21 protein-coding genes, 3 pseudogenes and 1 other annotated feature are annotated in these 26,091 nt (G+C 50.8%); of the genes and pseudogenes, 12 read left to right on the top strand and 12 right to left on the bottom strand.

What is annotated here, in order from left to right; genetic code table 11:
* Window positions 1–428 precede the first annotated feature (428 nt).
* Together SYMBAF_RS05630 and SYMBAF_RS05625 are read left to right on the top strand one after the other, a co-directional pair.
* Entirely contained in the window at window positions 429–797 is a 369-nt protein-coding gene (locus tag SYMBAF_RS05630; protein WP_040266068.1) for a hypothetical protein, read from the top strand.
* A 211-nt stretch (window positions 798–1,008) separates the two neighbouring features.
* A complete protein-coding gene (locus SYMBAF_RS05625) occupies window positions 1,009–1,869 on the top strand; it encodes an enterotoxin A family protein (protein WP_152609153.1) in 861 nt (286 codons plus the stop codon).
* A 193-nt stretch (window positions 1,870–2,062) separates the two neighbouring features.
* Here the strand turns inward: SYMBAF_RS05625 and lapB are convergent, their stop codons facing one another.
* The 3 genes from lapB to pgpB all read right to left on the bottom strand — a co-directional run bounded on the left by lapB (window position 2,063) and on the right by pgpB (window position 4,589).
* Window positions 2,063–3,235 carry a lipopolysaccharide assembly protein LapB gene (gene lapB, locus SYMBAF_RS05620; RefSeq protein WP_040266069.1) on the bottom strand — a complete coding sequence of 391 codons (1,173 nt, stop codon included), beginning with the start codon at window positions 3,233–3,235 and terminating at the stop codon, window positions 2,063–2,065.
* A 6-nt stretch (window positions 3,236–3,241) separates the two neighbouring features.
* Complete coding sequence (locus SYMBAF_RS05615; protein ID WP_040266070.1) at window positions 3,242–3,544, bottom strand: LapA family protein; 303 nt, start codon at window positions 3,542–3,544, stop codon at window positions 3,242–3,244.
* Between the two features lie 283 nt (window positions 3,545–3,827).
* Window positions 3,828–4,589, bottom strand: a complete 762-nt coding sequence (gene pgpB / locus SYMBAF_RS05610; RefSeq protein WP_040266071.1) for a phosphatidylglycerophosphatase B — start codon at window positions 4,587–4,589, stop codon at window positions 3,828–3,830.
* Window positions 4,590–4,848: 259 nt separating this feature from the next.
* Between pgpB and ribA the strand changes: the two genes are divergently transcribed.
* On the top strand, window positions 4,849–5,454 hold the full coding sequence (gene ribA / locus SYMBAF_RS05605; protein WP_040266072.1) for a GTP cyclohydrolase II: 606 nt from the start codon (window positions 4,849–4,851) through the stop codon (window positions 5,452–5,454).
* Between the two features lie 72 nt (window positions 5,455–5,526).
* Here ribA and cysB read toward each other — a convergent pair whose 3' ends face one another.
* From cysB to sohB, 5 genes and pseudogenes are all read right to left on the bottom strand, one after another.
* Entirely contained in the window at window positions 5,527–6,501 is a 975-nt protein-coding gene (gene cysB, locus SYMBAF_RS05600) for an HTH-type transcriptional regulator CysB (protein WP_040266074.1), read from the bottom strand.
* Window positions 6,502–6,809: 308 nt separating this feature from the next.
* The gene (locus tag SYMBAF_RS18350; RefSeq protein ID WP_082027018.1) at window positions 6,810–6,860 is read right to left on the bottom strand and encodes a hypothetical protein; all 51 of its coding nucleotides are present in this window, start codon (window positions 6,858–6,860) and stop codon (window positions 6,810–6,812) included.
* Window positions 6,842–7,103 (bottom strand): annotated as a pseudogene (locus SYMBAF_RS17565) (IS1-like element transposase); the annotation flags it as partial. The pseudogene SYMBAF_RS17565 and the gene SYMBAF_RS18350, both read right to left, overlap by 19 nt.
* Window positions 7,104–7,801: 698 nt before the next feature.
* Window positions 7,802–10,399 carry a type I DNA topoisomerase gene (topA, locus tag SYMBAF_RS05585; protein WP_040266076.1) on the bottom strand — a complete coding sequence of 866 codons (2,598 nt, stop codon included), beginning with the start codon at window positions 10,397–10,399 and terminating at the stop codon, window positions 7,802–7,804.
* A gap of 773 nt (window positions 10,400–11,172) precedes the next feature.
* Entirely contained in the window at window positions 11,173–12,219 is a 1,047-nt protein-coding gene (gene sohB, locus SYMBAF_RS05580) for a protease SohB (RefSeq protein ID WP_040266078.1), read from the bottom strand.
* Between the two features lie 287 nt (window positions 12,220–12,506).
* Here sohB and SYMBAF_RS05575 point away from each other — a divergent pair, with 287 nt between their 5' ends.
* On the top strand, window positions 12,507–13,268 hold the full coding sequence (locus SYMBAF_RS05575) for a YciK family oxidoreductase (RefSeq protein WP_040266079.1): 762 nt from the start codon (window positions 12,507–12,509) through the stop codon (window positions 13,266–13,268).
* A 90-nt stretch (window positions 13,269–13,358) separates the two neighbouring features.
* Here SYMBAF_RS05575 and rluB read toward each other — a convergent pair whose 3' ends face one another.
* The 3 genes from rluB to rnm form a co-directional block, all read right to left on the bottom strand.
* A complete protein-coding gene (gene rluB, locus SYMBAF_RS05570; protein WP_040266080.1) occupies window positions 13,359–14,258 on the bottom strand; it encodes a 23S rRNA pseudouridine(2605) synthase RluB in 900 nt (299 codons plus the stop codon).
* 562 nt (window positions 14,259–14,820) lie between these two features.
* On the bottom strand, window positions 14,821–15,441 hold the full coding sequence (locus SYMBAF_RS05565; RefSeq protein ID WP_040266081.1) for an L-threonylcarbamoyladenylate synthase: 621 nt from the start codon (window positions 15,439–15,441) through the stop codon (window positions 14,821–14,823).
* Window positions 15,442–15,481: 40 nt separating this feature from the next.
* Complete coding sequence (rnm, locus tag SYMBAF_RS05560) at window positions 15,482–16,357, bottom strand: RNase RNM (protein WP_040266296.1); 876 nt, start codon at window positions 16,355–16,357, stop codon at window positions 15,482–15,484.
* A gap of 218 nt (window positions 16,358–16,575) precedes the next feature.
* Window positions 16,576–16,678: a sequence feature (Trp leader region), on the top strand.
* Between the two features lie 26 nt (window positions 16,679–16,704).
* On the opposite strand from rnm, the gene SYMBAF_RS05555 reads away from it, so the two are divergent.
* From SYMBAF_RS05555 to SYMBAF_RS05525, 6 genes and pseudogenes are all read left to right on the top strand, one after another.
* Complete coding sequence (locus SYMBAF_RS05555; RefSeq protein ID WP_040266083.1) at window positions 16,705–18,267, top strand: anthranilate synthase component 1; 1,563 nt, start codon at window positions 16,705–16,707, stop codon at window positions 18,265–18,267.
* A pseudogene (gene trpD, locus SYMBAF_RS18680) lies at window positions 18,267–19,861 on the top strand (bifunctional anthranilate synthase glutamate amidotransferase component TrpG/anthranilate phosphoribosyltransferase TrpD). Before SYMBAF_RS05555 ends, trpD begins: the two are co-directional and overlap by 1 nt.
* Window positions 19,862–19,864: 3 nt before the next feature.
* A complete protein-coding gene (trpCF, locus tag SYMBAF_RS05540) occupies window positions 19,865–21,226 on the top strand; it encodes a bifunctional indole-3-glycerol-phosphate synthase TrpC/phosphoribosylanthranilate isomerase TrpF (RefSeq protein ID WP_040266088.1) in 1,362 nt (453 codons plus the stop codon).
* A 37-nt stretch (window positions 21,227–21,263) separates the two neighbouring features.
* Window positions 21,264–22,454 (top strand): tryptophan synthase subunit beta, encoded by a 1,191-nt coding sequence (gene trpB / locus SYMBAF_RS05535; protein WP_040266090.1) that lies wholly within the window; start codon window positions 21,264–21,266, stop codon window positions 22,452–22,454.
* Window positions 22,454–23,260, top strand: coding sequence for a tryptophan synthase subunit alpha (trpA, locus tag SYMBAF_RS05530; protein WP_040266092.1), 807 nt, complete (start codon window positions 22,454–22,456; stop codon window positions 23,258–23,260). Before trpB ends, trpA begins: the two co-directional genes overlap by 1 nt.
* A gap of 202 nt (window positions 23,261–23,462) precedes the next feature.
* Entirely contained in the window at window positions 23,463–23,777 is a 315-nt protein-coding gene (locus SYMBAF_RS05525; protein ID WP_040266093.1) for a BON domain-containing protein, read from the top strand.
* Between the two features lie 85 nt (window positions 23,778–23,862).
* Here the strand turns inward: SYMBAF_RS05525 and SYMBAF_RS05520 are convergent.
* Window positions 23,863–24,242: pseudogene (locus SYMBAF_RS05520) on the bottom strand (OmpW family outer membrane protein); the annotation flags it as partial.
* Window positions 24,243–24,605: 363 nt separating this feature from the next.
* On the opposite strand from SYMBAF_RS05520, the gene SYMBAF_RS05515 reads away from it, so the two are divergent.
* Both SYMBAF_RS05515 and SYMBAF_RS05510 read left to right on the top strand, forming a co-directional pair.
* Window positions 24,606–25,358 carry a YciC family protein gene (locus tag SYMBAF_RS05515; RefSeq protein ID WP_040266096.1) on the top strand — a complete coding sequence of 251 codons (753 nt, stop codon included), beginning with the start codon at window positions 24,606–24,608 and terminating at the stop codon, window positions 25,356–25,358.
* A gap of 157 nt (window positions 25,359–25,515) precedes the next feature.
* A complete protein-coding gene (locus SYMBAF_RS05510) occupies window positions 25,516–26,055 on the top strand; it encodes a septation protein A (protein WP_006709710.1) in 540 nt (179 codons plus the stop codon).
* Window positions 26,056–26,091 lie beyond the last annotated feature (36 nt).

The following is a 26,091-nucleotide window of genomic DNA, read 5'->3' as shown; positions in this document are numbered from 1 at the left end:
GCCGGTTTAGGCGCGGTGTTGAGGGGGCTGGAACCTCACCGTACAAAACGTACGTTAAGTACTTTTGAATAACCAATAACTTATGTTGGGCCAATGGGAGAATTAGAGTTTAGGAGTAACTTAACCACGATGATGGTTAAGCAATCAAAATGGTTATAGGTAATTTGACTGTCGTAAATCAGATGGCGAGAAATGGCAATCTGCGGTGTAAGCCGTCTGGTTTGTTTTAGCCACTTAGAATGACCACTTGGTGGCATTTTTTTCGTCACTTTCAAAGTCCAATTGTGTCTATCATTTACATTAGGGGTTGGCGATATTAGTAATAAGGAGTAGAGTCAAATATGCTATAGATATTCCTTCTTTTGGTGAATACTTCCCTATCCAAGAAGGGTTCTCATACCTGTTTTCCTTATAATGGATACTTAAGTATGAATATTAAACTGTTTATAATTATCATGATGATGCCTATCATGGCAAATGCGTCCAATGTAAACCTTCATCAAATTTGTTATGCCAATAACGGGGTGATAAGAACAGGATTTATTACACAAGTTGGGATAAGTCATGCAAAAGATAATACTTGGCCGACGCTACACATCAAAATGAATATTAACGGAAGCGATGCTTATTATTTCAGTACATCTGGAGCCAATGGTCGCGGAGATGGGTTTATTACAAACATGTTTAATATAGCCAGTCAATCACGATTATTTAAGGATCAAGTTGATGTTTGTGTATCCCCTAACGACCAATCTGAGATATTGGGGATTGAGAATTATCCAAACTGGCCAAAATGACAAGGAAGTAAAAAATAACAATTATATCGTGATTATTAAATGACATCTATTTTTATAAATTTAATTATTTTTAGCATCCCATAATGGTTTGTTTAATTGTTATAAAAATAGTAACCACAATATAACAAGTATGCTGTAGGCCTAACTTCTGTAATCACTGAGCCAGGATAAAACTGTACTTATTGGTTAATTATATATAAGTGGGGAATAAATGAAAAAAATAATCATCTTGATTCCACTCTTGTTTATTAGTTTTATAGCATGGTCTGTAAATCCTTTTCATATTGTTTACAGAGTAGATGACCGTGATCTTTCAAAAATAAATATTTCAGGGGGGATGTATCCATGGGAAGAGGGACAACCAGATGATGATCTCACACACCATTTCGAAGGGGAGTCACTAGAAGGCAGAAGATCTAATTTTGTTTCTACCACATCAAGCTTAAGAACAGCAGTAATGCATGCGGCTTCATTGGCTCGGCCGAACAGTGAGGAGCCATTTTCTAAGGAGTTTGTTACATATATATATGAAATAAGGCCAGCATCTAACTTTTTTAGTGTTGATGAATCATTAATCAATGCACGAAATTTATCTCCTGAAAATTCGCTAAGGCGAGAACGTCTGACGAGGCTTATAAACGATTATACCCACATGGGAGAGTTTGTGGCTCGAGAAGGTTTTAGCCATGACAGAATAATTGCTTATGCAGAACTTAATGGTGATATGTTACGTCAGTATTACAATGATCATATTTCCGCCCTATTTACGCAATCGTTCTGGAACTCTCGATGGATACGTAATGAAGGGTATAACCATTCTTTTGACCAAGATACAACCTCTACAGAAAATTACGCCAATATGGATACCCCCTTAGGGGTTATGAATATGGTTATTAATGGAACCCAACCACCGGTACCTCTGAGTTTCACATGTCTTGGTGTTAATTCACAGCCGAATACATCGATTCGCGAATTAAAAGAAGTCTCTAACGATTGTTCGTCAAATCAGTACTTAAATTTTAAGAGAAAAATCTATGATATAAAATTATTATCACTTTTACTCAATAATTAAGGAAGTGTGGTGTTCAACACCAATAAAATTGTGGTGCGGCACGAGGCTGCTACTGCCTCGTAGTATGACATACTCATAAATGACGTAAACGAAACCGTATGATAACTGCTCCAGTCATCACTGGTTATCATGCCGATCCTGAACAAGGTTAGCAGCGTCAACAATTCCAATTGAGTGGAGATTTTGTCTACGGCTACTGACCATCAAGGCCACGTATCGGTTTGACCGACGCCCAGCTCCGGCACGATGGGCAGTGCCAATAGAGCGAATGGGCGGTAAAGCCGCATTTATGGCAGCGATAACGTGGTTTGGTGCGTATCTGCTCGCCGACCATGTCACGTAGCAGCAGCAAACTCTCCTTTGCCCGCCCATCTTCGGCGTCCGCCAAATGATAATCCATCAACCTATAGAATACACGCATGGTAGGATGACGCTGCAATTGTCGGTTGATATACGCCTGCACCACATCGCACCCTTCATACTGTTCGATAATCTCTGCTAGCATCAGTTCAGCAGTTGCACCGCAATTCTCCTCCACACAACGTTTAAGGAAAGCGGTCCAAACCTGCTGCTGATCCGGCCAATACTGGTAGCATTGGTGCAGCATCGGCAACGTCTCGCTAACCAATTCCTTATCTTGGCTCAGCACCCGTTGCAGCGATTCTATCGCTTTGGCGTAATCGTGTTGCGCCATATAAATGCGACCAAACATGATGGAGACGCGGGCGCATTGCTTATCTGCCGAGGCGGCACGCTTTAGTAGGGACATCGCTTTATCGAGATCGTCACTACTCACCGCCTGCAATGCCAGTTCGCAGTAAAAATGAGCGATCTCAATATGCTGCTTATCCATACCTAGCTTGACCAGCTTTTCCGCCACGTCAATCGCTTTCATCCAATCACTGGTGGCCTGATGGATCACTAGCAGTTGCTGTAGAGCCGAGATGCGGAAATCTTCTTCGTCAATCAGTTGGCTGAACATGTCCTCCGCGCGGTCATACATACCGGCTGACATGTAATCGCGACCCAGTTGTTGCACCGCCAGCAGGCGTTGTTCGAATGTCAGTGACGAGCTTTCCATCAGTGCCTGATGGATGCGGATAGCGCGGTCAACTTCACCACGCGAACGAAACAGGTTACCCAACGTCAGATGAGCTTCAACGGTATTGCTGTCCTCTTTCAACATATCAAGAAACAGATCGACCGCCTTATCTTGCTGATTGGAAAGCAAGAAGTTAACCCCGGCAACATACTCACGCGATAGGCGGTTGGCCTCCTGTTGTTTATCCTGCTGAGCACTTCTGCGCCCCATGTACCAACCATACGCGGCAGCCACGGGCAGCAATAGAAACAGCAGTTCTAGCATTGAGGCTCATTCCTTGTTGACGATGGGCTGAACCACTGGTTCAGCAGGCTGTTCAAGTTGCAGCGTCAGCCTTTTAATCTTGCGTTCGGCGCGCCCCAGGGCAATGCGGGTACGCAGATAGAAAAGGCCGCAAATGATCCATCCCAGGATAAAACCGGCACCAAACAGCACAGCCAACAAGGTTGAAACTTGATAGTCACCTTGGGCAATTAAGTAGTTAAAAGTCACTACCTGATCGTTATGTGCACCGAAGGTGGCCGAAATCACGAAAATCACCAAAATAAATAAAAAAATCAGCAAGTATTTCACATTCTTTCCCATAAAGCCGAGTTAATCAGATGAACTATGCCAATATGTGGCGTCCCTAACTATTAAGTTAGCATTTCCCATCGTGGCTGGGAAACCCTGCGGCACGATAAGACCACACATTTGCTCGCATTTTCGTCGCACAAATTACCCCGGAAGCTGCTCAAAATAGCGGATTTATCAGGTTGTGAGGGTAACCAAACAAATGGCTAATGGCATGGCGACACCAGCGATTAATGCGGCTCATTCGCGAGCCGCTGATGTAGGTGACAACGTCATTACTTAATCATTTTTGTGATTTACCTACCGTCAAGCCCTGCTGCCCTTGTGGCGGCATCAATAATCCGTACCACCGCTGTGCCAGCCAGCAGGTGAGCGTCACCAGTAGCCAACTGATCAACGTAGCCATGACTAAATCGCGTGACCAATGCATACCCAGCATTAGACGGCTACCCATAACACCTGCTGCCCATAGCATCAGTAGCACTACGGTTTTGTAGTGGCGGCGCGGCCACAATAACCCAACACCCAGCAGCGCCCAGGTAGCAGCGAACAAGGTATGCCCTGATGGGAAGGCAAAACCGGTTTCAAACTGCCAATGCTTGCTCAACCAAATTGGCACCAGATTTTGCCCCTGCGACAACTCCGCCACTAATGCGCTACGCTGTTTGCTATGTAACGAATAAAAGTATTTTTCATCAACGCCGTGATTCTGTTCAAGCCAAACGACAAATGGCCGGGGTTCTTGCACCCGATCCTTGATCATCGATTTTATGCCCTGACCGATTAACATCGCAGCGGAAAGCAACATTACCAGCCCGATGGCTGCCTTGGGGCATAAGCGTAGGCACCACAGGAACCAGGCGCTGAGGAGAATGCTAGTGAGGGATCCCCATGGTGACGTCACGGTCGCAGTAACCCAGTACAGCCCTTTCAGCAGCATTTCATTACTGCCGGGGCACCAATGCCAGCCAGATACCCAAAGCATCATCGGCATTATCAGCAGTAGCAACGCGCCCACCGCCGTGCGTTTTGCTATTTCATGCATCCCCTTACCCCTCATGGCTGAACCAACAGGTAGTTGGATCGATAGTACGCGAAAAAAATTAGCTCAGTGCAATAAAAATAGGCGTTAAATAATATCATCTGCTGGTTTTCTGAGCACTGCCAACCAAGAAATTGTGGCAAAATAGCCGATAATGAATGAAACAGAGATCGGCGTAGCACGTTTTAGTACTGGTCAGTTCACTGAACCGGACGTAGGATGCGTAACAACGATTGAATAGGATGTATTTGTGGAAAATAACATGCAGCTTAAACGGGTGGCAGAAGCTAAATTGCCGACACCTTGGGGTGACTTCCTTATGGTAGGATTCGAAGAGTTGGCTACCGGGCATGACCATCTGGCGTTAGTTTTTGGGGATATCTCTGGCGAGATGCCGGTGCTGGCACGCATACATTCTGAGTGTCTAACCGGTGATGCATTATTCAGCCTGCGCTGCGACTGCGGTTTCCAACTGGAAGCTGCGCTGGCGTATATCGCCGAAGAAGGACGTGGCATTCTGCTTTACCATCGTCAAGAAGGCCGCAATATCGGCCTGTTGAACAAGATCCGTGCCTACGCTTTGCAGGATCAAGGGGCTGATACTGTGGAGGCCAACTATCAGCTCGGCTTCGCCGCCGACGAACGTGACTTCACCCTGTGCGCTGATATGTTCAAACTGCTAGGAGTGAATGCGGTGCGTTTACTGACCAACAACCCGCAAAAGGTTAACATCCTGAGCGAAGCTGGTATCAACATCACCGCCCGCGTACCCCTGATCGTAGGCAAAAACCCAAAGAATGCGCATTATCTGGCCACTAAGGCCACCAAAATGGGGCATCTACTGGATTCAAAAATAAAACCGCTGTGACAGAAAAATCAAGGTGCCTTTGTTAATGATTAGCGGTTTACAGAGGCAATACGTCAATAGCAGCCAGCTAGTCTATTTCTCCGGCAGTTTAACGCTCTTGAACATGGCTTCGATATCTTCGTTAGAGCGCAATGCTATGGCATTATCGACCACGTCACGTGTCAGGTGTGGAGCGAAACGCTGGATAAAGTCGTACATGTAGCTACGCAGGAAAGTGCTACGGCGAAAACCGATTTTAGTGGTGCTGTAAGTAAAAACACCACGCGCATCCACAGTCATCAGATCCGAGTCTTGCAGCGGATCCACCGCCATACTGGCGATCACACCAACTCCCAGCCCCAGGCGTACGTAGGTTTTAATCACGTCGGCGTCAGTAGCAGTAAATACGATACGCGGCGTCAAGCCGGCGCGATTGAACGCAGTGTCCAACTCTGAGCGGCCAGTAAAGCCAAACGTGTAGGTGACGATTGGGTAAGCAGCCAACTCTTCAATGGTGATGTGGCTTTTGTCAGCCAGAGGATGATCGGGCTTCACCACTACCGTGCGATTCCAGTGGTAGCATGGCAACATGATTAAATCGTCATACAGGTGCAACGCTTCCGTCGCGATGGCGAAATCAGCAGTGCCTTTGGAAACCGCTTCGGCTATCTGCGCTGGCGAGCCTTGGTGCATATGCAACGACACCCGTGGATAGCGTTCGATAAAGCCCTTGATAACGTTTGGCAAGGCGTATCGCGCCTGGGTATGGGTAGTGGCAATGTAAAGGTGACCTCTATCCGGGTAGGTATGCTCGCCAGCGACGGCCTTAATGGCATCCACTTTGGACAACACTTCACGCGCAATGCGGATAATTTCCTGGCCAGCCGGGGTAACTTGGGTCAGGTGTTTGCCACTGCGGGCGAAAATCTGGATACCTAACTCATCTTCCAGCATGCGCACCTGCTTGCTGATGCCCGGTTGCGAGGTGTAAAGCCCTTCTGCCGTCGAGGAAACATTCAGGTTGTGGTTAACCACCTCCACAATGTAACGAAGCTGTTGCAATTTCATATCTTATACCACTCTAGATTAAAGACTGCGGCTTTCCGCAGCCAAATGTAACGGTATCTCAAGTATGATGAAGAGTTAGAAGCCTTAGAGACGGTGTGTTCCTACTGCCAGATGCTGAAGATATCGCCATTATTAATAATATTTAATTAATAAAAAGTATTTTATATAACCACTATATCGCATCGAAGCTTCAAGTGTAGAGATTTATCACATTATGAGAATAATTATGTTGCTTTTCCAGCAACATAAAGATTTGGGCAATAGTGGCGAAAAACAGGCAAGGATAGATTCATTGGTGATGCATCCAATTAGTAGCACATGTGTTTCTTAATGAAGGAACCGATAACTTTTTCATACATCTCAATGGAACGTGAGAAGCAGAGAGAAGTGTTGTTGCTGTATCGTGAACCCCAGCGCCGTTGAAGGCCATATCAACGATTGGCTCTGTAACACCTGGCTTCCTGACCTGATAAGTGTAGGGTAGCTGGAATACACACCGGCACTCACGACAGCAGAAGCGTTCCTGGCCTTTAGGGTTCTAAGCATGACGGTTAACCAGAGCAGGATCACAACGGGGGACAATGAATATTAACGCTGACCATGAGATACCTCAAAAACCGCATTGTAGAACATATTCAAACAATTAGAGGTATCACCCCATTTTCCAGGAAGCCCCTTTCTCATCAGCGCTTTTACCCAGGTATATGACCTTTTTCATTGCCGCCATTGCAGCCTTCCATGTATCCACTGACCCAGTACCTCCAGTACGCCTTTAACTTCCGGTTAACCAGATAGCACCTTATCAGTTTGAGTCGTCTGAGAGCATTGATTTTGTAGGTTAACCATGATATCCAGATGTTATGGTTAACCCGGTCAAAGAACTTTTCCAGATCAAGGTCTACTACCCAACGCCATCCGCTTTGTACCTAGGCTTGCGCCTTCTGCACCGCCTGTCATGCAATGCGACCCAGCCGCTCTATTCGGATAACTCAGGTTCCGTGCAAGTATCAGGCTTTGACGATGATAGCCACCTTACCCCACTGCGCCATCTCTTTGCCTTCGGCTTTCCAAGTCTGCCCTCACGATAAACACCCTTACTAGATGTGTAGAGGAGTTTTACCGCCAAGTCGCTTGACCACCATAATCATAAGACAGCGACCGTCAGACGCATCATAAGCAAAGATCCATCAGCGAACTGCATCCTTTTTATACCAGCCAGCGGATCGTTTGGTTGATTATTAAACGATCGGCATTAGCCACATGGGCTAGTTTTTTTGTTGGGGGGATCCAAGCTAAAAATTTACTTTTTGCCTTCCACCCATTTGCCGTCCACATAGAAGGCAGACCAGCCGGTCGCCTTGCCGTCTTTCTCAGAAATGACATATTGCTGTTTAGTCTTGCGGCTAAAACGCACTAGCGTTTTATTACCCGCACTATCGGCCACTGGCGCATCCGTCAGATAACGGAGTTTCTCCGCTAGGCGATCCTTAAAGCGAACCAGTTCTTCCACCAGCGGCGCGCGGGTTTCACGCGATTTAGGGAAGGTGTTAGCCGCCAGGAATATGCCAGCTGCCCCATCGCGCAGGACGAAGTAAGCGTCAGATTTCTCGCACGGTAGTTCCGGCAATGGAACGGGATCCTCCTTCGGTGGTGCAACGTCGCCGTTACGCAGGATCTTACGGGTATTTTTGCAGTGATCATTAGTACAACCCATGTACTTACCAAAACGTCCCATTTTTAGGTGCATTTCAGAACCACACTTGTCGCACTCAACCACCGGGCCATCATAACCTTTAAGGCGGAACTCTCCCTCTTCGATCTCATGACCATCACACGCCGGGTTGTTGCCACAAACATGCAGCTTACGTTGATTGTCGATCAGGTAGCTGTCCATCGCTGTACCACATTTCTGACAACGGCCACGGGCACGCAGCGCGTTGGTTTCCGCTTCATCCCCTTCGAGAATATTGAGTACTTCTGCTTCCGGCAGTAAGTTTATGGTGGTTTTGCAGCGTTCCTTCGGTGGCAGCGTATAACCGGAGCAACCGAGGAACACGCCGGTACTGGCGGTTCGGATACCCATTTTGCGGCCACAGGTTGGGCAGTCAATGTTGGTCATCACCATTTGGTTCGGGCGCATGCCACCCTCCTCTGGTACTTTCTCTGCTGTTTCCAACTGTTCGCTGAAATCGGCGAAAAATTTATCCAGTATCACTTTCCACTCGGCGTGATTATTGGCAACCTGATCCAACCCGTCTTCCATGCGGGCGGTAAAATCGTAATTCATCAACCCACAGAAGTTCTCTGCCAACCGGTCAGTCACGATCTCGCCCATTTTCTCCGCGTAGAAACGGCGGCTTTCCACCCGCACATAGCCACGATCCTGAATGGTCGAAATGATCGACGCGTAGGTCGACGGACGACCAATGCCACGTTTTTCCAGTTCTTTGACCAATGAGGCTTCGCTGTAACGCGCTGGCGGTTTGGTAAAGTGTTGGCTTGGGATCAATTTTTGCAGATCCAACTCGCTGCCAACGTCAATAAACGGCAGTGTACGGTCTTCATCGCCCTTGCGCAGCACAGGCATGACCTTGGTCCAACCATCGAAGCGCAGCGTGCGACCCTTAGCGCGTAGCTGGTAATCACCCGCCTTAACCGACAACGTGGTGGAATCATACTGCGCCGGCGTCATCTGACAGGCGACAAACTGACGCCAGATCAACTGATACAGCTTCTGCGCGTCTGCTTCCATATCTTTCAACTGCTCGGTAATCGCGTTAACGTCCGAAGGACGGATGGCCTCGTGTGCTTCCTGTGAATTTTCCTTGCTGCTGTACTGATTCGGCTCTTTTGGCAGATACTTGGTACCAAAATTGTCACCGATGTAGCCACGCACCATGGTGAGTGCATCTTGGCTCAGGTTGGTGGAATCAGTTCGCATATAGGTAATGTACCCGGCTTCATACAACCGCTGAGCCATCATCATGGTTTTCTTCACACCAAAACCCAGGCGAGTGCTGGCGGCCTGTTGTAAGGTGGAAGTAATGAACGGTGCGCCCGGCTTGCTGCTGGTCGGTTTGTCTTCACGATCCAATACGGTATATCGTGCCTTTTCCAGCAGCTTGATGGCAGCGTGGGTTTCCTGGTGATTGACTGGCTTGAAGGGTTTATCGTGGGCATGTGTCACTGACATCTGTAGCGCAGTGTGACCCTCCGCCAACAGATCAGCGTGCAGTTCCCAGTATTCTTCGGGTACGAACGCCTTGATGTCGCGCTCACGTTCAACCACTAATCGCACGGCTACCGACTGAACCCGCCCGGCAGACAAGCCTCGGGCGATTTTCTTCCACAGCAGTGGAGAAACCATGTAGCCCACTACGCGATCCATAAAACGGCGCGCCTGCTGTGCATTGACGCGGTCAATATTCAATTCGCCCGGCTGTTTGAATGCCTGCTGGATCGCGTTTTTGGTGATTTCGTTAAACACCACACGGCTAAAACGCTTGTCGTCCCCACCGATCACTTCCCGCAGGTGCCAGGCAATGGCTTCCCCTTCACGATCAAGGTCGGTGGCGAGATAAATATGTTCGGCTTTTTCCGCTAACGATTTTAACTCGGCAACCACTTTTTCTTTACCCGGCAGGATTTCATAATGCGCTTTCCAGCCGTGGTAAGGATCGACCCCCATACGATTAACCAGCGCCGTCTTCTCATCTTTCTTAACTTTCTTTTTGGCTTGATCTACGGCTGAATCAGTACTTTTTTTGCTTGCTGAGCCACTGGTCGGCAAATCACGGATATGACCAACGCTGGACTTCACCACATAGCCATTCCCTAAATATTTATTAATAGTTTTGGCTTTTGCCGGGGACTCAACTATTACAAGAGCTTTACCCATATTTACCTTTACCTAAATTTATAACTTCTAGCTAGAAGGAAGCCTTTTATCTCGCCATACCACAGCAATCGTGTCTCTTTTTCATATTGCGGCAATCAAGAAAGAGATCAACATATTTTTTTGGCCGTATGGCTGTACGAAATTCAATCATCATGTAAATAAAAAATTCCACGCAATACCGCAAAATCACACACTGTACCTGATAAAAAGCGCCACGCAACCTAATTAGCACGTAATGACAGATTTCGCCAATCGGTTGCTACCGTTGGACATCCGGACGACATGAACCCTAGTAGGTTTACCAATAAATGCGAGCGGGTATGAGCATAAAAATGAATTGATAAAATTTATGTTTAGAGTGTAATAAATAAATGTGCACTAATACCGCTCGATTGTGAAGCCCCACAGCATTTGTCAGCATGAAGATTATCTGTATGGCATGGCCGCTCAAGGCATTGAGCAAAAAAAGCGCATTAATTTCTTGCGGCAGATTCTTTTAAAGCAGGCTCGGTTGCCTAAGACAAAACCACCGCCGTATTTAGAACCTATCCCACCAGGCTACCATTTGCCATCTTGGCCCTGGGCAATACCCACCATCCTCACGTCTCCATGTACGCTACGGGTGTTGCTCGCTGTCCGTGTCCAAACTGGCTGCAACAATATACGCCATACGCCTGCTGGAATAGGATCTTAATATGTTTAAACATCAGCCCTGCGGCTTTTCTCAGAAATAAAAAAGGGGCAAGCCCCCAGGGTGAATTTAATCATCACATTCAAAACAGTTGTTTATCCCCGCGTTGCCACCAGCGCAGTAGTAGACGATCTACACTCTCGGCGACACTAGCGGTGAAGCGATCCACCAGGCGTTTGCGACGCGTATAGCGTACGGAGATCACTTTGTAGCTATCGACCTCGGCAATCAGGAGATCGTCGCTGGTGCCGATCGCATCGATCAGTCCTTTCTCTTTTGCCTGGGTGCCAAACCAGTGTTCACCAGTGGAAACGCTGCCGATATCCAACGAAGGTCGCTGCTGGTGCACGAACTGTTTGAACAGTTCGTGAGTTTTGTTCAGATCCGATCTGAACTTCTCGCGGCCCTGTTCGGTATTCTCACCAAACAGCGTCAGCGTGCGTTTGAATTGCCCAGCGGTATACAGCTCAACGTCGATATCGTTCTTTTTCAACAGGCGGTGGAAATTTGGGATTTGCGCTACCACTCCGATTGAACCGATAACGGCAAAGGGGGCCGCTACGATGCGATCGGCCACACAGGCCATCATATAACCCCCACTGGCCGCCACCTTATCGACCGCTACCGTCAGGCGGATCCCGCCCTTACGCAAGCGTTCCAACTGCGAAGCCGCCAGACCATAGCCGTGCACCACACCGCCAGGGCTTTCCAGCCGTAGCAGAACTTCATCTTGCGTGGAGGCTACCGCCAGCACCGCCGAGATCTCCTCACGCAGCGAAGTGACTTCATGAGCATCCATGCTACCTTTAAAATCCAGCACGTACAGGCAAGGTTGGGTCACCTCGATAGTACCGGATCTAGCGTTTTGCTTTTTCAGCTTGTCGTCGGCTTTGGCCTGCTTCTTGAATTGTTTGCTCCAAATTTTTTGTTCGGCCTCACTCATGCGCGCCAGCCGCATGGCGCGCTGCATTTCACGATATTGCTCCCCCAGATCGGTCAGTTGCAGTTCCCCTTTCTGTCGGTTCTTACGTTGCCCTAGGCTGGCTGCTAACAACGCTAGCACGCCAATGGCGATGACCACCGTCGACACCTTAGCCAAGAAGAGGCCGTAAACAGATATAAACTCCACAGATTCCGCCTTTATTTACAGGTTTTTGGTATGATCGAGATCATTTTAGCCAATCGCGGCGTCTGCTGTCGCGGCTAAATAAAAATTTCTTATTCAGGGGGGCGGATGTTTTCCTGGACTAATTTAAGGCTTAACCCAATCATCACTATGCAACTTTGTGATAAAAGAATGCCGTACTCATTGAAAATGCTAGACATAAGACACATTATTTAACAACCTGATGTGGCTTCGCAATTCACCCATTTCCCCATGCAAGTGGAATAGCCAGCAAGGCGCGAGGAACGATTGTGCATTACACCCCACCAAAGCACCTGCTCAAACAACGCATTATTTTGGTCACCGGAGCTAGCGCCGGCATCGGCCGTGAAGCGGCACTGACCTATGCTCGCTTCGGTGCTCAGTTGGTGCTATTGGGACGAACCGAGAGCAAATTACAGGCGGTTCAGGCGAAGATTGCCGCAATGGGCGGCCTACCAGCTCATATCGTGACCCTGGATTTGCTACATACTACGCCAGCACAATGCCAACAGGTTGCAGACGATCTGACAGCGCAGATCCCCCGGCTTGATGGCGTGTTACACAATGCCGGGGTGTTGGGAGATATCGCGCCGATGATTGAGCTGTCGATGACCATGTGGCAGGAAGTGATGCACGTCAACGTCAACGCTACCGTGATGCTGACGCAGGCGCTACTACCACTGCTGCTGAGATCACACGCCGGATCGCTGGTGTTCACCAGTTCCAGCGTGGGCCGTACCGGGCGCGCCAACTGGGGGGCTTATGCGGTGTCCAAATTCGCCACTGAGGGTATCATGCAGGTACTGGCCGACGAGTACAGGAACCGTAATCTTCGGGTAAACTGCATCAATCCAGGAGGAACTCGCAGCAAAATGCGTGCTGCCGCCTTCCCACACGAGGACAGCAACAAGCTGAAAACACCCGCCGATATCATGCCGCTGTACCTCTATCTGATGGGGGATGACAGCCGTTTCAAAACCGGTATGACTTTTGATGCCCAACCGCATCGCAAACCGGGTGCCATCGTATAATAAAGGTACGATGACCTGGCTGAAGAACACCACCAGTAAAGGTTACCAGGAACTGGCAGATGCCGTGCCGGTGATGCCGTTGCTTAAAACTTAACGGCGCTTGCTTGGTCTGCCAGATTTGCTACCTGGCGCATTGCGGCGACCACTGCTACCGGTCACCTGGATATGACGTTTGACAGCACGGCGGATCTGATTGGCCTTCATGCGGCGGCGTTCACGCTCCACCGGCATCTTGCTGACCGTTTCCGGTTTCAGGCCAACCAGCGCGCGTAGATAGTTGATCGCGTTCAGATCCAGCTCAGCCCAACCGCCACGCGGTAGCCCTTTGGGCAATGCGATATCGCCGTAGCGTACACGGATCAGTCGGCTGACCTGCACGCCAACCGCTTCCCACAGACGGCGTACCTCACGGTTGCGGCCTTCGGTAAGGGTGACGTTATACCACTGGTTCAAGCCTTCACCCCCTTGGAAGTCGATGGTGCGGAAGGCCGCTGGACCATCTTCCAACTGTACGCCCTTCTTCAACTGCTTCACGCTGTCATCGTCGGTCTGACCAAACACGCGCACCGCGTATTCGCGTTCAACTTCTCGGCTTGGATGCATCAGGCGGTTAGCCAACTCCCCATCGGTGGTGAACAACAACAGGCCGGAGGTGTTGACATCCAGACGCCCTACTGCCACCCAGCGGGAACCACGCAGCTTAGGCAGGCGGTCGAACACCGTTGGACGGCCTTCGGGATCGCTGTGGGTGCAAAGCTCGCCTTCCGGCTTGTAATAGGCCAATACACGGCAAACCGCCTCTTCAGATTCCTTGACCGAGACAACATGACCATCCATACGAATTTTCATCGCAGGGTTTACCTCAACGCGATCACCCAATTTGGCTATCTTGCCATCGACACTGACGCGGCCAGCGTCAATCATGGCTTCAATTTCACGACGTGAACCGTGACCCGCGCGCGCTAAAACTTTCTGTAACTTCTCGCTCATTGAGCAACCTCTAGTGTCGCCTTCACAGGCATCAGCGTATATGATTTTTCCACTGGTTACGGCTCTCATTGCCACAACCATATAATTTATAAAATATTTTTTGAAAACAAACCGCACACATAATTCAAATTGGCCAGATATTCTACACTAACTTCAGGATCAATGATTCTAAAAATTTTGTACGTTTTTCACGCAACACTGGCGGCCTAAAACTGGCTCAAGTCACTCAAAGGCACTTAACCCACGACCATTTATCTCTATACCTCTCATACTTCAAGTTACTTGTGCGTTTGCTCTCCTCGCTGGCCCCTATCACTTACCGGTCTCAGCGCCTGAGGATTAATCATCCTCATCCCTGGGGTTCACAGCCTGCAGCCCAGCTCAAGCGCGGTTCAAATCGGTTCCCAACCGATTTGTCACTGCGTTGCCGCCTTCCTGCAACTCGAATTATTTAGGGTTTATAACAACCTACCCCATTAGGCTCTTAGCCGAATGAAAAAAATATTCAGGTGTCATTTAATTTAATCACCGACCATGCTGAGTAACGCAACAAACTTTTATCTCAGCGAAAAAGCGTAGGATCGCCGGCCCCTTCTCGCACCACTTCAGGCGTCGATTCAGTCAGGTCAACCACTGTGGTTGGCTGTTGGCCTAGGAAGCCGCCGTGAATCACTAGATCCACCTGTTTACCCAGATGATCGCTGATCTCTTGCGGATCGGACTCAGCAAAATCGTTGCCTGGCAGCATCAGCGTGGTAGACATCATGGGTTCATTCAGCGCTGCCAGCAGTGCCAACGCAATCGGATTGGAGGGCACGCGCAGACCAATGGTTTTGCGCTTATCGTTCATCAGGCGGCGCGGTACTTCTTTGGTCGCTTTAAGAATGAAGGTGTAGTTGCCCGGCGTATTGTTTTTGATCAGGCGATACGCGATGTTGTCGACATAGGCATAGGACGACAGCTCGGATAAGTCACGGCACATCAGGGTAAAGTTGTGGTTGCTGCCCAACTGACGAATGTGGCAGATGCGTGCCATCGCCGTCTTATCTTCCAGCATGCAGCCCAGTGCGTAGCCGGAATCGGTCGGATAAACGATTACGCCACCTTTGCGCAGCACATCCACCGTCTGATTGATCAGACGCGGTTGAGGGTTATCCGGGTGAATATAAAAAAGCTGACTCATGACTTGCTCCTAAAATAATGCATTTGGGGCATTGGCCGCGTTAAATCATACTGTTTGACCAGTCGCGCCATACTGGTTCGACACCACCTGGCAGCCATAACTTACGGCCCAGCTCAACCCACGCACAGGGCTGATGAAAATCAGAGCCTTGCGATGCCAATAATCGATATTCCTGGGCATATTTCGCCAGTTGCGAACGCTCATACGGTGCTTGCTGACATTGCGCGACTTCCATCGCATCACCACCGTGCTCGGTGAAATGCGCCAACAAGCGTTTTAGCCACTTCGCCGTCAGATCATAGCGGCCTGGGTGCGCCATCACTGCCTGCCCGCCGGATTGATGAATCACATCAATGGCTTGTTCTATGCTACACCACTGTGGCGCAACATAGCCGGTTTTGCCCTTAGCGAGGTATTTCTTGAATACCTGCGCCATATTGTCAGCCACGCCGATTTGCACCAAATAACGAGCAAAATGTCCCCTGGTTACCGCCCCACCAGCAGCCAGCCGTTGTGCGCCGGCATAACCATCTTGAATGCGTGCTTTCGCTAGCCGTAGGCCGATTTCCTGCGCCCGTAGGGTGCGCCGCACGCTCTGTTCAGCCAACAATTGCACCATGGCCGTTGACGCGGTATCGATACCCAATCCGACAATATGGATCTCGTGGTTTTGCCACAGTGTCGAGATTTCTACCCCATTAACCAATTGCAGCGGTAACGCCAGTTCGGCGATACATGCAGCAGCGGCAGCCAACCCAGCGGTGGTGTCATGATCGGTTATCGCCAATACGCTGACGCGCATCTCCACCGCCCGCTGCACCAATTGTGCCGGTGTTAGGTAGCCATCAGAGGCGGTAGTGTGGCTGTGAAGATCATATAGGGTAAAAGCAGAGGGCTGAGGGTTGCTGTCTGTCAAAACAAAGTATCCGGTAATGGCTTGTTTTTCTATCATACCCGCTATCGTTAGCCAGGCGGAAATCTATTCTGCCACTGGCCTGTGCCATGATGATGAGTTGAACGACTAAACGTTATGCAAAAGAGGGTTGACTTCATCCTCATGAACTAGTTAACTAGTACAAGGTCGAATAAAAATCACCAGAGAGTACTGAAATGATCAAGCCAATGACTTCTCTTCTTCGTGGGTGGCATACCTCCCTTTTACGGGCGGGGTAATCGCGCAGAGCTGTCATCCGACAATGCAGATTTCCAAAGCTCGCGCTGATGCGGGCTTTTTTATGGGCAGAATTTGATTGGAACAACCTAATGATAAACCAGAAACCACAGCTCAAACTACTGAAGGTGCAAGCCAGCTACCGGGACGATCCCACCACTGTTTTTCACCAGTTGTGTGGCGCACGTCCGGCCACCCTGCTGCTAGAATCGGCTGAAATCACCAGCAAACAGAACCTGCAAAGCCTGCTAGTAATCGATAGCGCCCTACGTATCACTGCGCAGGGCCGTACCGTGACCGTGCAAACGCTGACGGCCAACGGTGCAGCCTTGCTGCCGCTGCTGGATGAAGCACTGCCAAGTGAGGTGCATATTCAGGTTTGCCCCAACGGCCGCGCATTGACCTTCCCGCAGATCGATACGGTGCAGGATGAAGATGCCCGCCTGCGTTCGTTGTCGGTATTTGATGCACTGCGCACCCTGCTGACACTGGTCGACTCCCCGGCAGATGAGCGAGAAGCCGTGATGTTGGGTGGTCTGTTCGCCTACGATCTGGTTGCCGGTTTCGAAGATTTACCAGAGCTGCGCCAGGATCAACGCTGCCCGGATTTTTGCTTTTACCTGGTGGAAACGTTGCTGGTGATGGATCACCAGCACACTTCCGCCCACTTACAAGCCAGCGTGTTCACCGCAGACCATGCAGAAGCACAACGTTTGCAACAACGCCTGGAACAGTTGCAGGCTCAATTGACGCACGCGGCGCAGCCGATCCCGCACCAGAGGCTAGAGAGCATACGACTGGGCTGCAGCCAAACCGATGAAGAATACTGCGCGCTAGTCAGCGGGTTGCAGGAAGCAATTCGCCAAGGCGAAATCTTCCAGGTGGTGCCATCGCGCCGTTTCTCTCTGCCCTGCCCGGCACCGCTGGCGGCTTATAAGACGCTGAAGGATAACAATCCCAGCCCGTACATGTTTTTTATGCAGGATGATGAATTCACTCTGTTCGGCGCTTCACCGGAAAGCGCGCTGAAATACAGTGCCAGTACCCGTCAGCTTGAGATCTACCCGATCGCTGGCACCCGCCCACGCGGATACCGGGCCGACGGCTCGCTAGATTTGGATCTCGATAGCCGCATTGAGTTGGAAATGCGCACCGATGATAAGGAACTGGCCGAACACTTGATGCTGGTCGATCTGGCGCGCAATGATCTGGCTCGCATCTGCCAAGTGGGTAGCCGCTATGTGGCAGACCTGACCAAGGTTGATCGCTACTCGTTCGTTATGCATCTGGTATCGCGCGTTGTCGGCACACTGCGCAGCGATCTAGACGCGCTACATGCTTATCAAGCCTGCATGAACATGGGCACCTTGAGTGGCGCGCCGAAAGTGCGCGCGATGCAACTGATCGCCGCATCCGAAGGTTCACGCCGTGGCAGCTACGGCGGCGCGGTAGGCTATTTCACCGCCACCGGCGATCTGGATACCTGTATTGTCATTCGCTCCGCCTACGTTGAAGACGGCATTGCCACGGTGCAAGCGGGGGCCGGTGTAGTACTGGCTTCTGTTCCTCAGGCAGAAGCCGATGAGACCCGTAACAAGGCCCGTGCGGTGTTACGCGCCATCGCCAGTGCGCATCACGCCAGAGAGGTGTTCTAATGGCCGATATCTTACTGCTCGATAACATTGATTCCTTTACTTACAACCTGGTCGATCAATTGCGCGCCAACGGCCATCAGGTGGTGATTTATCGCAATCATATTGCCGCTGAGTTGATTATCCAGCGCTTGCAGCAGATGGAACACCCCGTGCTGATGCTATCGCCAGGGCCAGGCACGCCTGCCGATGCTGGCTGCATGCCAGAATTGCTGCAACGCCTGCGCGGCCAACTACCAATTATCGGCATCTGCCTCGGCCACCAGGCTATTGTGGAAGCCTACGGTGGCCATATTGGGCAGGCGGACGAGATCTTACATGGCAAAGCGTCGGCGATTAGCCACGATAATGAGGGCATGTTCGCTGGCATAACCAACCCATTGTCGGTAGCGCGTTATCACTCGCTAGTCGGCAGCAATATCCCGGCCGAACTCACCGTCAACGCGCGTTTTGGCGAAATGGTGATGGCGGTGCGCAATGATCGACATCGCGTATGTGGTTTCCAATTTCACCCGGAATCGATCCTGACGATTCAGGGCGCACGCCTGCTTCAGCAGACCTTGGCTTGGGCGCTGGCGAAGTAATAAGGAAAACAACGATGCAACTTATTTTAGAAAAACTGTACCGCGCCGAGTCGATGAACCAACAGGAAAGCCAGCAACTGTTCAGCGCCATCGTGCGTGGCAAGCTGGAGCCAAGCCAGTTGGCCGCAGCGTTGATCAGCATGAAGATCCGCGGCGAACACCCAGATGAGATCGCCGGTGCCGCCAGAGCGCTGTTGGCTGACGCTCAGCCATTCCCGCGCCCGAATTATCCGTTTGCTGATATTGTCGGCACTGGTGGCGATGGCACTAATAGCATCAATATTTCTACCGCCAGTGCCTTTGTCGCGGCGGCCTGCGGCGCGAAAATCGCCAAGCACGGTAACCGCAGCGTTTCCAGCCGTTCCGGCTCTTCCGATTTGCTGGCAGCATTCGGCATCCGTCTGGATCTGCCTGCGCAAGAGGCGCGTAAAGCACTGGACGATCTCGGTGTTTGCTTCCTGTTCGCACCGCAGTACCACAGTGGTTTTCGCCATGCGATGCCAGTGCGCCAGCAATTAAAGACTCGCACATTGTTCAACGTGCTGGGGCCATTGATTAACCCGGCACGCCCACCACTGGCGTTGATCGGTGTCTACAGCCCAGAGCTGGTGCTACCGATCGCCGAAACCCTGCGTATGTTGGGCTATCAACGTGCGGCAGTGGTGCATGGCGGCGGTATGGATGAAGTGGCGATCCACACCACCACCCAAGTTGCTGAACTCAACGACGGTGAAATTGCCCGCTACCTACTGACACCGCAATCTTTCGGGCTGAAAAGCCACCCACTAGAAGCGTTGCTGGGCGGCACACCGGAAGAAAACCGTGACATTGTAGCGCGGTTATTACAAGGTAAAGGCGACCTGGCGCATGCCGCAGCAGTAGCCGCTAACGTAGCGTTACTGTTGAAGTTATTCGGGCATGAAGACCTACGCCAAAATGCGCAGCGAGCATTGGATGTGATTCACAGCGGACAGGCTTACGCGCGTGTTACCGCACTGGCGGCAAGAGGATAAATAATGCAGGAAACCATACTCAGCAAGATTGTTGGTGACAAGGCCCAATGGGTCGTGGCACGACAGCAACAACAGCCGCTGACCAGCTTCCAACATGGAATCGTGCCGAGCGAGCGCAACTTCTATCAGGCGCTGCAAGGAACCAGACCCGCATTCATTCTGGAATGTAAGAAAGCTTCACCTTCCAAAGGACTGATCCGCGAAAACTTCGATCCTGTGGACATCGCCTCAGCCTATAAGGATTTTGCTTCGGCCATTTCGGTGCTGACCGACGAGAAATACTTCCAAGGTAGCGTCGATTTTCTGTCATTGGTTAGCAAAACGGTGACGCAGCCAGTATTGTGCAAAGATTTTATTATCGACCCTTATCAGATCTCTCTGGCACGCTTCTACCAGGCTGATGCCGTTCTATTGATGCTATCGGTGCTGAGTGACGAGCAGTACCGCCAGTTGGCGGCGGTGGCTCATCGCCTCAATATGGGGGTATTGACCGAAGTGATCAGCGAAAAAGAGCTGCAACGGGCGATCGCCCTGGGAGCACAGGTGGTTGGCATTAATAACCGCGACCTGCGCGACTTAAGCATTGACCTTGGCCGCACCCGTCAACTGGCACCGCGTGTGCCACCTGGGGTAACGGTGATCAGTGAGTCCGGTATCAACCAATACAGCCAGATCCGCGAACTGAGCCACTATGCCAACGGTTTCCTGATCGGTAGTGCACTGATGGCGGAAACCGATCTGCGCGCCGCCGTGCGCCGAGTCATGCTGGGCGACAACAAAGTTTGTGGTTTAACACGCCCCCAAGATGCCGCCGCCGCCTACCAGGCCGGTGCTATCTATGGCGGGTTGATTTTTGTTGGTCGTTCAGCGCGCTATGTGGCGATCAACCGCGCCCGCGAAGTGATTTCAGGCGCACCGCTGAAATATGTTGGCGTGTTCTGTGATGAGCAGGTGATGACCGTGGCGCAAACTGCCGAATGCCTTGGCCTGCAAGCGGTACAGCTGCATGGCTCGGAAGACCAGGCTTATATCAACGCCCTGCGCCGCCTTCTACCTGATTGCTGCCAAATCTGGAAGGCGCTGAGCGTAAAAGATCGGTTACCGGCGCGCGATCTACAACAGGTCGATCGCTTCTTGCTGGATAACGGCGCTGGCGGCACCGGCCAATGTTTCGATTGGTCGGTATTGCAGGGTGAAGATCTCAGTAATGTCATGCTGGCTGGCGGCTTGGACGTGGACAACTGCATCGAGGCCGCCAAACTCGGCGGAGCCGGTCTGGACTTTAACTCCGGCGTCGAGATCCAGCCTGGAATTAAAGATGCAGCCCTTCTGACTACGGTGTTCCAGACCCTGCGCGCCTACTGAATGCGAATATCATTAACGGATAATAACAGGAATCATAATGACGCTGCTCAATCCCTACTTCGGTGAATTTGGTGGTCAATACGTACCGCAAATCTTGATGCCAGCCTTGAAACAGCTGGAAGAAGCCTTCGTCAACGCCCAGCGCGACCCTGAGTTTCAGGCTGAGTTCATCGATTTATTAAAGAACTACGCTGGACGGCCAACAGCGCTGACGCTGTGTAAAAGCCTCACTGCTGGCAGTAAAACCAAACTTTACCTGAAACGTGAGGATCTGCTGCACGGCGGTGCGCACAAAACCAACCAGGTGTTGGGTCAGGCGCTGCTGGCCAAGCGGATGGGCAAAACCGAAATCATCGCAGAAACCGGTGCTGGCCAGCATGGCGTGGCTTCGGCTCTGGCCTGCGCACTACTCGGCCTGAAGTGCCGTATCTATATGGGGGCCAAAGACATTGAACGTCAGTCGCCGAATGTGTTCCGCATGCGTTTGATGGGGGCAGAGGTGCTCCCGGTGCACAGCGGATCTGCCACCCTGAAAGATGCCTGCAATGAAGCGCTGCGCGACTGGTCGGGTAGCTATGAGAAAGCGCACTATATGCTGGGAACCGCTGCGGGGCCGCATCCCTACCCGACTATGGTGCGTGAATTCCAGCGCATGATCGGCGAAGAAACCAAAGCGCAAATGTTGGAGCGCGAAGGCCGTCTGCCGGACGCGGTGCTGGCTTGCGTCGGTGGCGGCTCCAACGCCATCGGCATGTTTGCTGACTTTATCGACGACACCAGCGTGGCTCTGATCGGTGTGGAACCCGCTGGGCTAGGGATTGCAACCGGCCAGCACGGCGCACCGCTAAAGCACGGCCATGTCGGCATTTACTTTGGTATGAAAGCACCGATGATGCAGACCTCAGATGGTCAGATCGAGGAGTCTTACTCAATCTCGGCTGGGTTAGATTTTCCTTCTGTCGGGCCACAGCATGCTTATCTAAACAATATTGGCCGTGCGCAGTACGTCTCGATCACCGATGATGAAGCGTTGGACGCGTTCAAGGCACTGTCGCGCAGTGAAGGCATTATTCCAGCTCTTGAATCTTCTCACGCACTGGCTCAGGCGCTGAAAATGATCCATGAAACACCGCAGAAAGAGCAGATCCTGGTGGTCAACCTGTCCGGCCGCGGCGATAAGGATATATTTACCGTTCACGACATTCTGAAAGCACGGGGAGAAATCTGATGGAGCGTTATCAGACACTATTTAAACGCCTGGAAAGTAATCAGGAAGGTGCGTTCGTGCCGTTCGTCACGCTGGGCGATCCTAACCCGGCGCTATCATTACAGATCATCGACACGCTGATCGAATCCGGCGCAGATGCGCTGGAACTGGGCATCCCCTTCTCCGACCCGCTAGCCGATGGCCCAGCGATTCAGGGCGCGTCACTGCGTGCGTTGGCCGCTGGCGTCACACCAACCCAGTGTTTCGAACTGCTGACGGCGATTCGCCAGAAACATCCAGCCCTTCCGATCGGGCTGCTGATGTACGCCAATCTGGTGTTCCATAATGGCATTGATGTGTTTTATCGACGCTGTGCTGATGTGGACATCGACTCGGTGCTGATTGCTGATGTGCCGTTTGAAGAGTCGGCACCATTCCGTGCCGCCGCAGCACGGCACGGCATTGCGCCAATCTTTATCTGCCCGCCAAACGCCGATGACGATTTGCTGCGTGAAATTTCTTCCCATGGTCGTGGCTACACTTACCTACTGTCGCGTGCTGGCGTCACTGGCACCGAAAGCCGCGCCCAACTGCCACGGCATCATCTGATCAACAAGCTGCGAGAATACCATGCTGCACCGCCGCTCCAGGGCTTTGGTATCTCCGACCCTGCCCAAGTAAAGAGTGCGTTGCGGGCCGGTGCTATCGGCGCGATTTCTGGTTCGGCGATCGTTAAGATTATCGGGCAGAATCAGGCTAATCCGATCGAGATGCTGGCTAAGGTGGCGAATTTTGTCAGCGCCATGAAAGCCGCCACTCGGTCATAACATATCGCAGCGGGCGCAGTAGATGCTGCCCGCTGATCACCTCTATTTTGTTCATTTTTACATCTGGAATTTGAATAAAGCCGCTTCTTGTCTCACACTTACCTTTGTTCGCTATGCATTTCTTTATTCTGGGGAATGCACTATTTTTACAAGTGATAACCCAAATGTAGTTTCGACAGTAACATTAGTGTGGAGAGCCATTATGAAGTTATTTAAAACCCTTTCAGCCTTGTGCATGGCAACTGTTGTAGCATGCGCAGTGAGCGCTTGCGCCCCGACAGCGAAGTCCGAGGGAACGGGTGGTTATATTGACGATACGGTGATCACCACCAAAGTGAAAACTGCGCTGCTGGGTGATAAAAACATTAAATCGAGAGAAATCAGCGTTGAAACCTTCAAGGGGCGAGTGCAATTGAGCGGTTTCGTTACTTCAAACGACGATGCTATTCGTGCGGTGCAGACAACACGCGGCGTAGCAGGTGTAAAATCCGTTGAGAACGTGATGCAACTTAAATAACACTTCCAGGGAGGCGCAACGCCTCCCTGTTTCTGGCATCTTCAGAAGCGATAACCCGCCCCGAACATAAACACCCAGGGATCGAAGTGGTGTAGTCAACCACAGCGCCAATATGAGATCGTAGTTTGTTCTGCTTGTCATCAAAGCAGTACTGAGCCATCAATGTGGGTGGCAACTGATGCACAGTAGCCAGTTCAGTTCCACCCAATGTGACTTTGTGGCGGAATGGTGTCGCTGCCAGCAGTTCAATACCGATATTTTCCGTTACCCTGTAACCGAAGGTCAAACCAAGCTGAGGGTCATTTTTGGCATCCAGCGACCCAACCCCAGTACGTTTTCTAAATCGGCCTTTGGACGCACTGTCGCACTCCCAGCACGGAATAGGAAATCACCTGCCTGGTGCGCACTTACCCACATAGGAGCCATTATCGCCGCCAATGCCACCACGAGAGTTGTCTTTTTCATGATCCATTTAATTTATCTGGTTTTAACTATTGGGTAATATAACGACTAGTGGGGTATGATGATCCCACTGGGATCACATCTTAAGGGTAAAAACTCAAATTCCTTGCAAAAAAAGGTTACCTGGCAGCCGATTAGATCAAGAGTTGATCTGAACCATAAAGTCACGATTGGGCGGCAAAATCAGCAAAACCGTTGCTTCCTGGTTCGGTTTATTTCAACCGTTCCACCGACGATCAGTCTGGCTATAGCAGTAGACGCAAACAGTAATCAGCCATAGTGCGACTCACGGGGTGCCACAGCGGCACGGAACAGGGTATAATCACCGCTGATTTTCCTCTCTTTTCTCGATGCCAAGGAGTCTGCATGCCTATCACGGCCAACGTTTTGTACCGTGACAGTTTTAATTTTTTCCGTAACCAACTGGTCAGCATCTTAATGTTGGCGCTGTTGACTGCGTCTATCTCCGTGCTGCTCAACAAGATTCTCGGCACTGACGCCGAGATGTTGAAGATCCTGAGTGCCACAAAAGGTGACTTTGCTGCATCAGCCAGTATGGATATCCAGGAATTCATTCACCAAATGACGCCAGAACAACAGCTAATGTTGCTGAAAGCATCGGCGGCAGCGACATTCTCCGCATTAGTGGGCAATGCGCTGCTGATCGGCGGGATACTGACGCTGCTGCGCCTGGTATCCCAGGGGCAACGCACCAGCGCGCTGCGTGCTATCGGTAGCTCTGCGCCAGCGTTGCCGCGCCTGATGCTGCTGCTGTTTATTTGCAGTTTGATGATTCAACTGGGCCTAAGGCTGTTAGTTGTACCAGGTGTGATTATGGCGATCGCCTTCTCACTGGCATCGGTCATCACCACCACCGATAAAAAAGGCGTGTTTGCCTCGATCAAATTGAGCTGCAGGCTGGCCTTCGCCAATGTGCGGGTGATCGTACCGGCGATGGTGCTCTGGCTGGTGGCCAAGCTGCTGCTGTTCTTTGTGTTTAGTCACTTACCGTTACTAACACCCAACGCCACCAACCTGGTGATTACCGCGCTGAGTAACCTGATTTCCGCTCTATTGCTGATTTACTTGTTCCGCCTGTATATTCTGTTGCGCAGCTAATTTGACGTGGATGACGATAAAAGCGGCCTGCCCTTTGTTTTTATGGCCTCCATGAAGGATTACGCCGACCAAACGTCGATAATCAGTCGTTCCCGGCGATACACATAGCCCGATAGATCAGGTATAGCCGGCCGATGAACAGATGATGGATTGATTTATGAAGCAATTTCTTGATTTTCTTCCGCTAATTATCTTTTTTGTCTTTTATAAGCTGTACGATATCTACCTGGCTTCTGGAGCGCTGATCGCCGCCACAGCACTGGTACTGGTCTTCACTTGGGTGAAATATCGCAAGGTAGAGAAAATGGCACTGATCACCTTTCTGATGGTGCTGGTGTTCGGCACCCTAACGCTGGTGTTCCATAACGATTTATTTATTAAATGGAAAGTGACGGTAATCTACGGCCTGTTCGCGCTGGTTCTGCTGATCAGTCAATTGGTGCATAAAAAGCCGTTGGTGCAACGCATGCTAGGTAAAGAGCTTACACTACCGGACAAGGTATGGAGCAATCTTAACCTCGCTTGGGCGGTGTTCTTCCTGGTATGCGGTTTGGCGAATATCTACGTTGCCTTCTGGCTACCACAGAGTACATGGGTCAACTTTAAAGTATTTGGCCTGACTGCTCTAACGCTGGTGTTTACCCTGATCAGCGGCATCTACATTTATCGGCACATGCCGGAAGAAACAAAAAAATAGCTATACCCTAAATAATTCGAGTTGCAGGAAGGCGGC

This window comes from Serratia symbiotica (assembly GCF_000821185.2).
Taxonomy (GTDB): domain Bacteria; phylum Pseudomonadota; class Gammaproteobacteria; order Enterobacterales; family Enterobacteriaceae; genus Serratia; species Serratia symbiotica.
Note: the sequence above shows the minus strand (reverse complement) of the source record. Positions and strands in the feature narration are given on the sequence as shown.